The 8,808-nt window shown below is 71.6% G+C and carries 9 protein-coding genes; 5 read left to right on the top strand and 4 right to left on the bottom strand.

The features are described 5' to 3' along the window. Positions 1-338 (top strand): hypothetical protein (locus M3N57_13140; GenBank protein MDP9023615.1); only part of this gene is annotated, 338 nt, incomplete at its 5' end. On the opposite strand, the gene M3N57_13135 is transcribed toward M3N57_13140, so the two are convergent. Together M3N57_13135 and M3N57_13130 are read right to left on the bottom strand one after the other, a co-directional pair. Further along, positions 318-617, bottom strand: a complete 300-nt coding sequence (locus tag M3N57_13135) for a hypothetical protein (protein MDP9023614.1) — start codon at positions 615-617, stop codon at positions 318-320. The two genes, M3N57_13140 and M3N57_13135, sit on opposite strands and share 21 nt — an antisense overlap. Then, positions 614-2,089, bottom strand: a complete 1,476-nt coding sequence (locus M3N57_13130; protein MDP9023613.1) for a fused MFS/spermidine synthase — start codon at positions 2,087-2,089, stop codon at positions 614-616. The genes M3N57_13135 and M3N57_13130 overlap by 4 nt, the downstream gene beginning before the upstream one ends. Positions 2,090-2,206: 117 nt before the next feature. On the opposite strand from M3N57_13130, the gene ettA reads away from it, so the two are divergent. The 4 genes from ettA to M3N57_13110 all read left to right on the top strand — a co-directional run bounded on the left by ettA (position 2,207) and on the right by M3N57_13110 (position 7,336). Beyond that, positions 2,207-3,895: an energy-dependent translational throttle protein EttA gene (gene ettA / locus M3N57_13125; GenBank protein MDP9023612.1), complete on the top strand. Its 1,689-nt coding sequence runs from the start codon at positions 2,207-2,209 to the stop codon at positions 3,893-3,895. A 155-nt stretch (positions 3,896-4,050) separates the two neighbouring features. Next, entirely contained in the window at positions 4,051-5,457 is a 1,407-nt protein-coding gene (locus M3N57_13120) for a TldD/PmbA family protein (protein MDP9023611.1), read from the top strand. Next, positions 5,454-6,812, top strand: coding sequence for a TldD/PmbA family protein (locus M3N57_13115; protein MDP9023610.1), 1,359 nt, complete (start codon positions 5,454-5,456; stop codon positions 6,810-6,812). Before M3N57_13120 ends, M3N57_13115 begins: the two co-directional genes overlap by 4 nt. After that, positions 6,812-7,336, top strand: coding sequence for a GNAT family N-acetyltransferase (locus tag M3N57_13110; GenBank protein MDP9023609.1), 525 nt, complete (start codon positions 6,812-6,814; stop codon positions 7,334-7,336). The genes M3N57_13115 and M3N57_13110 overlap by 1 nt, the downstream gene beginning before the upstream one ends. Before the next feature lie 107 nt (positions 7,337-7,443). Here M3N57_13110 and M3N57_13105 read toward each other — a convergent pair whose 3' ends face one another. Next, complete coding sequence (locus M3N57_13105; GenBank protein ID MDP9023608.1) at positions 7,444-8,334, bottom strand: undecaprenyl-diphosphate phosphatase; 891 nt, start codon at positions 8,332-8,334, stop codon at positions 7,444-7,446. A 153-nt stretch (positions 8,335-8,487) separates the two neighbouring features. Beyond that, positions 8,488-8,808 (bottom strand): hypothetical protein (locus M3N57_13100; GenBank protein MDP9023607.1); only part of this gene is annotated, 321 nt, incomplete at its 5' end.

Genomic DNA, 8,808 nt, shown 5'->3' with positions numbered 1-8,808 from the left:
TCACCGAGATGACCGTCGGCGACGACGACTGGATCATCACCGACCAGCTGATGGACCGTCGCCTCACCGACGAGGGGATCATCGTGCTCGGCGTGACCCGCAGCGACGGAAGCTACATCGGCGTGCCCCGCGGCGACACACCGATCCTGTCCGGTGACACCCTCATCCTCTACGGGCGCGCCCCGGAGCTCGCGGAGCTCGACGCCCGCAAGGCCGGGCCCGAGGGGGACGAGGCGCACGATCGGGCGGTCGTCACCCACCGCATATTCCTCAACGCCGAGGCGTACGGCGACCCGGCCCGCGAGGACGGTCCTCGTTCACCGACCGCCACCTCCTAGCGTGGCGATGCGGCGTTGGGTCTCCTCGAAGGCGGTCAGCCCACGGTCGACGGCCCCCACCCGCTCCAGGATCCGAAGCGCCCGGGCGCGACGGTCGGGCCCGGAAGCGCCCCGCAGGCGGCGCGCCACCTCATCGGCGGATGTGCCAGCCTCGGCGGCCTCACGGAGCTCGGTGAACAGCTCGGGGACGTAGTCGCGGGCGCTGTGGGGGATCCGGGCCGCCGCCGTCTCCTCATGCCAGCGCAGCAGCGGCTCAAGCGCCTGATCGGGGGCGCTCACCGCCGCCTCGGGTTCATCAGCTGATCGACCGGCGCGTACGCGTCGGTGAGCACCGGCGCGTCGCCCACGAACCGGTCGACCGCATCACCGGTCACGGCGGCTTCGTCGTCGCCCCGGCGGGTGTTCCGAGCCAGGATCGCGTCGACCGGGATCGGTGCGTCGGAGCCGACCACGATGAAGTTCCCGCCGTCGTCGTGACGCAACCGCGCGGGAGGGGCCAGCACGGCCACGTGATCGAACACCTGCCGCATCGTCGCGACCTCGGCACGAGCGAACGCGTTCGGCGGGTAGTCGATGAGGTTCATGGCGTACACCCCTCCAGGCCTCAGCCGCGCGGCGATCTGCTCGAGGAACTCCCGGGTGGTCAGGTGCCACGGGACGGTCAGACCACCGAACGCGTCACCGATCACCAGGTCGAACGCGTCCTCCGGTAGCTGCGGAAGCGTCACCCGAGCGTCACCCACCCGGATATCCAGCCCGGGCTGTGGTTCCAAACCCAGCTGCTCGTGAGCGACGCGAACCAGGACCGCGTCGAGTTCCAGCACGACGTTGGTCGACCCCGGCCGGGTCGCCGCCAGGTACCGCGGCATGGTGAAACCGCCCCCGCCCACGTGCAGGGCGTCGATCGGCTCCCCCGGCGGGGCGATCGCCGCGACCACGTCGCTCAAGGTCTGGCTGTAGGTGAACTCCAGGTGGGTGGGGTCGTCGACGTCGACGAAGCTGTGGCGGACGGTGTCCAGCAGCAGCAGCCGCCGCGACGGGTCGTCCGGCTCGGCGACGACGCGCGCGCAGAAGTAGGGGCTCTCGTACTCGCAGGTTCCCAGCGTCGCCGCCGTCGAGGCGGCGGCCAGCCCGGCGAGCGCCACCAACCCGGCCACGTGGACGCGGTCGGGGCGGAGCGCGACCCACACCACCACACCGACCGCGACCAGCCCCCCGCCGACCGACAGCACGATCGCACGGCTGGGCAGCTGGGCGATCAGCAGGAACCCCGTCACGAACGTGCCGACGATCGCGCCGGCGGTGCCGAGCGCGGCCAGCCGCCCCACCACGGTTCCGGTGTCGCTGAGGTCGTCGAGCTGCAGCTTCACCACCGTGGGGGTGACCGCGCTGAGCACCGCTGCCGGCGCGAAGAACCCGATGAGCGCCAGCGCGACCACGCCGACGGGGCCGCCGCCGCGCACCTCGGCGCTCTGGCCGAGCACCGCGATCGCGGTCGGGGCGATCAGACCCAGGATCCCGCCAGCAACGACCAGCGGGCCGAGGAGTAGTCGTGGGTCGATGCGGTCGGCTGCGCGTCCCCCGAGCCAGCTACCCAGCGAGATCCCCGCCAGGACCGTCCCGATGATCGCGGTGTAGGTCTCCAGCGTCACCCCGACGTACGGGGCGAGGAGCCGGCCGGCGAGGATCTCGAGGACCAACACCGAACCGGACGCGACGAACACCAGCAGACCGGCGGCGACGGGGGACATGGCGGGACGGTACCCGCCGCCGCACACGCCTTCGACGCGACGACCGCGGCCCGCGCCGGCGTCACCAAGCAGCGTCGGTACCCTCACCGCGATCTCTCCCAGTCCCCGACCCTTGGGCTGACGTTGGCCGAGTACATCTACGTGATGAAGGGGCTGTCGAAGGTAGTCCCGCCTGGCCGGGCGGTCCTCGACGACATCTGGCTGTCGTTCCTGCCGGGCGCGAAGATCGGCGTGATCGGCCCCAACGGTGCCGGCAAGTCGACCCTGCTGAGGATCATGGCCGGGCAGGACACCGACTTCGAGGGCGAGGCGTGGCTCGCCAACGGCTACACGGTCGGTTTCCTCTCCCAGGAACCCCGCCTCGATCCCGGCAAGGACGTCCGCGGCAACATCCTGGACGGTGTGGCCGACGCCGCCGCGCTGGTGGAACGCTTCCAGGCGCTCAGCGCCCGGATGGCCGAACCCCTCGACGACGGCGAGATGCAGCGGGTCTACGACGAGTTCGCCGAGGTCCAAGACGCCATCGACGCGGCCGGCGCCTGGGACCTGGATCGCACGCTCGAGATCGCGATGGACGCGCTGCGGGTCCCACCCGGCGACACCGACGTGTCCACCCTGTCGGGTGGCGAGCGCCGGCGCGTGGCGCTGTGTCGTCTGCTGCTGTCCAAGCCGGACCTGCTGCTCCTCGACGAGCCCACCAACCACCTCGACGCGGAGAGCGTCGCATGGCTCGAGCGACACCTGCAGGACTACCCGGGGACGGTCGTGGCAGTCACCCACGATCGCTACTTCCTCGACAACGTCGCCGGGTGGATCCTGGAGCTCGACCGGGGCAAGGGCTTCCCGTACCGCGGCAACTACTCGGGATGGCTCGACCAGAAGCGCCAACGGTTGGCTCAGGAGGAGAAGCACGAGTCGGCCCGCCAGCAGACGCTGGCCCGTGAGCTCGAGTGGGTGCGCCAGTCACCCAAGGCGCGGCAGGCCAAGAGCAAGGCCCGCATCCAGGCCTACGAGAGCCTGCTGGCGCAGTCGCCGTCCGAGCGGGTGGGGACCGCCGAGATCGTGATCCCCGACGGTCCCCGCCTGGGTGAGGTCGTGGTCGAGGCGGACCACGTCTGGAAGGGGTACGGCGACCGGCTGCTGATCGAGGACCTCACGTTCTCGCTTCCACCGGGAGGGATCGTCGGGGTGATCGGTCCCAACGGGGCCGGGAAGACGACCTTGTTCGAGATGATCGTCGGGGACGACAAGCCCGACGCCGGCGAGATCCGGGTTGGTGAGACGGTGCAGCTGGCGTACGTCGACCAGCACCGTGACGCCCTCGACCCCGACCGGACGGTGTTCGAGGAGATCTCGGGCGGTCAGGAGCTGCTCGACGTCGGGGGGCGAGAGCTCAACGCCCGGTCGTACGTGGCGACGTTCAACTTCCGCGGGGCGGACCAGCAGAAGAAGGTCGGCAAGTGCTCCGGCGGGGAACGCAACCGCATCCACATGGCCAAGCTGCTGCGCAGCGGCGGGAACCTGATCCTCCTCGACGAGCCGATCAACGATCTGGACGTGGACACGTTGCGTGCGCTGGAAGAGGCGTTGTTGGCCTTCGCGGGATGCGCGATGATCATCAGCCACGACCGGTGGTTCCTCGACCGGGTGGCCACCCACATCCTCGCCTTCGAGGGCGACAGCCAGGCCGTGTGGTACCCGGGCGGCTACAGCGACTATGCGCAGGACCGCCGACGGCGGCTGGGCGCTGACGCCGACCAGCCGCACCGCATCACCTACAAGCCACTCCGCCGCCGCGAGGGCTGAACGGCCTCCTACAAGCCACTCCGCCCGCCGCGAGGCCTGAACGGCCGCCTGCAAGCGACGTCCGGTGACCGCCGCGGCGATCGCTCTTCGACCGGGCTGGGGCAGCCGGGATCCCAACGACCGCTGCCTACACTCGAGCGACGCCACCGTCGGAGATGCCCGTGGATCTGCTCGCTGAACGCCTCGATGAGGTGCTGATCCGGGAGGTGCTGACGGCGGGGCTGTCGCGGGGCGGGGATTTCGCCGAGCTGTACGCCGAGCACAAGCGGGGACGGGCACTGCGGCTGGAGGATCAGCGGGTCGAGGAGCTCACCTCGTCGCTGGACCTGGGGGCCGGCATCCGGGTCATCCGCGGCGGCCGGACCGCGTACGCCTACACCAACGTGCTCGACCGCGCGTCGCTGCTGGAAGCGGCGCAGGTGGCGGCGGCGGGTGCGCAGGGTGAGGTCGCCCGCCGCGTGGACGATCTGACCCGGCCCGACCGCCGCGTCGACCATCCGGTCCGCATCGACCCGTTCGAGGCCGACAAGCAGGACCTGGTCGCCTTGGCGGTTCGGGCCGACGAGGCGGCCCGCGACGTCTCGGGTGACGTCAGGCAGGTGATCGTGACCTACCTGGACGGCGCCGCCGACGTGCTGATCGCCAACAGCGAGGGGCGTCTGGTCGACGATCACCGCACCCGGACGCGTTTGGCCACACAGGTGGTGGCTGCCCGCGACGGCGTGATCCAGACCGGGTTCGAGGGGCCGGGTGCCAGCGCCGGACACGAGATGTTCGACAGTCACCGCCCCGAGGACGTCGCGCGAGCTGCGGCCCGACAGGCGGTCGCGATGCTCGATAGCCGTCCTGCCCCCAGTGGCGAGATGCCGGTGGTGCTGTGGCGTGGCGACGGCGGGGTCTTGTTCCACGAGGCGTGCGGGCACGGGCTCGAGGCCGACATCGTCGCCAAGGAGGCCAGCGTCTACGCCGGCCGCCGCGGCGAGAAGATCGGGAGCGATCTGCTGTCGGGGGTCGATGACGCCACCGTCCAGAACGGGTGGGGGTCGTACGCGTTCGACGACGAGGGCACCCCGGCGCAACGCACCATCCTGTTCGACCAAGGCACCCTGGTCGACTACCTCAGCGACCACCGCAGTTCCCGCAAGCTCGACCTGCCCGTCACCGGGAACGGCCGCCGCCAGTCCTACGCCCACCTGCCGATCCCACGGATGACGAACTCGTACATCGTGTCGGGCGACGCTGACCCCGACGAGCTGATCGCCAGCATCGACCGCGGGGTGCTGTGCAAGGGGCTCGGTGGTGGCCAGGTCAACCCGGCGACCGGCGACTTCGTGTTCGGCATGACCGAGGCGTACCTGGTCGAGGGGGGTGAGATCCGCTACGCCGTCCGCGGAGCCAACCTGGTCGGGAACGGACCCGAGACGCTGCGGCGGATCGACGCGGTCGGGACCGACTTCGCCCAGCGTCAGGGCATCTGCGGCAAGGACGGTCAGGGTGTGCCGGTGGCGTTCGGGACACCCACCTTGCGCATCGCTCGCATCACGGTGGGGGGGACAGCATGAGCGGGGCGGAACTGGCCGACCTCGCTCGCCGCGTGGTGGAACGGGCCAGCGGCGCGGAGGAGGTCGAGGCGTTCGCCCTGCGCAAGGTTGAGACCGAGGTCGAAGCGCTCCGCGGTGAGGTGGACGCGCTGTCGTCCGCGGAGACGCGGGGGGTGGGCGTCCGGGTGATCGTCGACGGTCGCCAAGGGTACGCATCGACCGCCATGGTCACCGATGAGGCCCTCGCCGCGGCACTCGACGAGGCGCGCACCAACGCGGCGGTCGCCACCCCCGACGAGGCCAACGTCCTGCCCGACCCCCAGACACCGCCGGACGTGGGAGACCTGGCCCGGCCGGGCTTCCTGGAGGTTCCCGTCGATCACAAGATCCAGCTGGCGCTCGACCTCGAACGGACCGCCACCGACGCCGACCCGCGTGTGCGCGGCGTTGACATGGCCAAGTACGGCGACGCCTACGTCGAGGTGGCGCTGCTGTCGACGCGTGGTCTGCAGCGCACCGCAGCGCGGACCGAGGCGTGGGCGTTCGTTCTGCCGCTGGCTTCCCACGACGACGAGACACAGACGGGCATGGGCGTCACGATCGGACGTTCCCCTGGCGAGCTCGATGTGGAGGGTGCCGGCCGGGAAGGCGCCGAGCGGGCGGTGCGGCTGCTGGGCGCGACCAAGCCGACGAGCCGCAAAGCTGCGGTGGTGTTCGATCCTCACGCGACCGCGGCGTTCCTGGGGGTTCTGGCCCGGGCGCTGTCGGCGGAGGCGGTGTTGAAGGGCCGGTCCCTGTTCGCCGATCGGCTCGGCGATCCCGTGGCCGGTGAGGCGCTGACGCTGGTCGACGACGGGGTGCGACCGGATGGGCCCGCCACCGCCCCGTGGGACAGCGAAGGGGTGCCCCACCAGACCACCGTGGTGATCGACCAGGGGGTGCTGCGGTCCTACCTGCACAACACGTGGACCGCGCACCGGTCCGGCGAGCCGACGCGGTCGACCGGGAACGCCTCACGCGGCAGCTTCAAGAGCTCTCCGGGGGTGGCGCCGACCAACCTCTACCTGTCACCGGGCGACGCGGAGCCGTCGCGGATCCTGGCCGACGCCGGGGACGGGGTGTACGTCCAGGAGGTCGTCGGGCTGCACTCGGGTGCCAACCCGATCAGCGGCGACTTCTCGGTGGGGGTGACCGGCCTGGCGGTGCGCGGCGGGGAGCTCGCCGAACCGTTCCGGGAGGCCACCGTCGCGTCCACCATCGTGGAGGTGCTCCGGTCGATCACCGCGGTCGGGAGCGACCTGCGGTTCTTCCCGTTCGGCGGGGCGCTGGGCGGATCGACCGTCCTGGTCAGCGAGATGGCGGTCAGCGGTCGCTGATGGCACGGGTGACGCTCCGCCGGCCGCGTGCCGACGACCGCGACGAGTTCGTCGACTTGGCGCGCGCCAGCCGCGACCTGCACCACCCGTGGGTCACCGCCCCGGTCACCGCCCGGGAGTTCGACACGTACCTGATGCGTGCCGAAGCAGACGACACCGACTGCAACCTGGTGTGCCTGCGCGACAGCGGGGCGATCGCGGGCGTGTTCAACCTCAGCCAGATCGTCCACGGCACGTCGCGCAGCACCTACGTCGGCTTCTACGCCTTCGCGCCGTTCGCCGGCCAGGGCTACATGAGCGAGGGGCTGCGGCTGGTCCTGGACCGCGTCTTCGATGAGTTGTCGCTGCACCGGGTCGAGGCCAACATCCAACCCGGCAACATCTCCTCCAAGCGGCTCGTGGCCCGGTGCGCGTTCCGCTACGAGGGCTTCTCCCCGCGGTACCTGTACATCGCCGGGGGGTGGCGTGACCACGAGCGGTGGGCGATCACGGTCGACGAGCGCCCCGGCGCCACGGAGCGCTGACCGGTGTCGCGACGATCGGCGCGCTCACGTCGACAGGCACCGCCGTCACAGGGTGGCTGGCGTGTCCCGAGACCCCACTGGCGCTCACGGTCGACGGCGCCCCGTCGTCACAGCCGGCTGGCGGGCCCCAACGCCAGATAGCCGGCCGCGACGACCACCGCGAGGAGCACGAGGTAGCGGCTGAAGCCGATCAGATCATCGGTGGTCACCAGCCGCAGCAGGTAGCGGATCGCCCAGTAACCGGAAGCGGCGGCGGCGAGCGCCCCCACCACGACCTGCGCGGGCGAGAAGTCGCCGATCTCCCCCGCGACGAGCGTGGGGACCTCCACGATCGCCGCACCGGCGACCGCCGGGATGCTCAGCAGGAACGAGAACCGCGCCGCCGCTTCACGGGTCAGGCCGCGGAACATCCCGGCCGCGATCGTCGAGCCCGACCGCGAGATCCCGGGCAGCAGGGCGGCCGCCTGGGCCACGCCGATCACCACGGCGTCCACGACCCCCACCGTGGTCTCGTCGCGTCCGGGATCCAGCGACGCTGGGATGTCGTCGTCGTCCTGGACCCCGGAGGGGATGCGCTGACGCGCTCGCCGGCGGCGCGCGACCTCGGCGGCGTACAGCAGCGCGGCGGTGACCAAGAAGAACCCCGCGACCGCCAGCGGCTGACCGAAGACGCCCTCGATGTGGCCCTCCATCGTCACACCGACCGCCGCGGCCGGGACCGACCCGACCCCCAACAGCACGATGGTGCGGCGCGCTCGGGGCCCCTCGCCGGCTTCCACCACCCCGATCCCGACCGCCCGGGTCGCCAGGTACCACAGATCCGCCGCGAAGTACCCGACCACTGCGACCAGGGTCCCGACGTGCAGCGCGACGTCGAACGCGAGCTGCGGCTGGCCCCACCCCAGCAGGTACGGGACGACCACCAGGTGCCCCGACGACGACACCGGGAGGAACTCGGTCAGGCCCTGGACCACTCCCAGGACGACGGCGCGGAGCAAGGAGGGGTCCTTTCACGTGGAGAGGTTCCGGGGAGGCCCGCGGGAGCGTACTGACCGCGCGCGGAGACACATGCGGAGGCTGATGCGGTCGATGCCCGGCGGTCGCGTGCGGCGCCGGCGCTGGGCTGGTGATCGCGTCGACCTGGTACGAGGTCATCCGCCGGCGGGTAACACCGCGACCGTGAGCTGTCCGAACGCTCCCGCGCCGGCCACGGCGGCGGCCTCCTCGCGCTCGACCTCGACCCACACCGTGTCGCCGTCGACGCTGAGGACCCGCGCGCTCGTCGCGAGCCGGACCCCGCCACCGTCGGGGGTCGCCGTCAGCACGTCCACTCGCTGAGCGGCCGTGACCGCGACTCCGGGCAGCGCCACGGGGACGGCGACCCGGCCGGGTGGGAGCGTCGCGGCGAGCCCGCCAGCCGCGAGGTGTGCAGCCGTCAGCAGGTTCCCAGCCGGCAGGCCGACCGCCAGGAC

The organism is Actinomycetota bacterium (assembly GCA_030776725.1).
Taxonomy (GTDB): domain Bacteria; phylum Actinomycetota; class Nitriliruptoria; order Nitriliruptorales; family JAHWKO01; genus JAHWKW01.
Note: the sequence above shows the minus strand (reverse complement) of the source record. Positions and strands in the feature narration are given on the sequence as shown.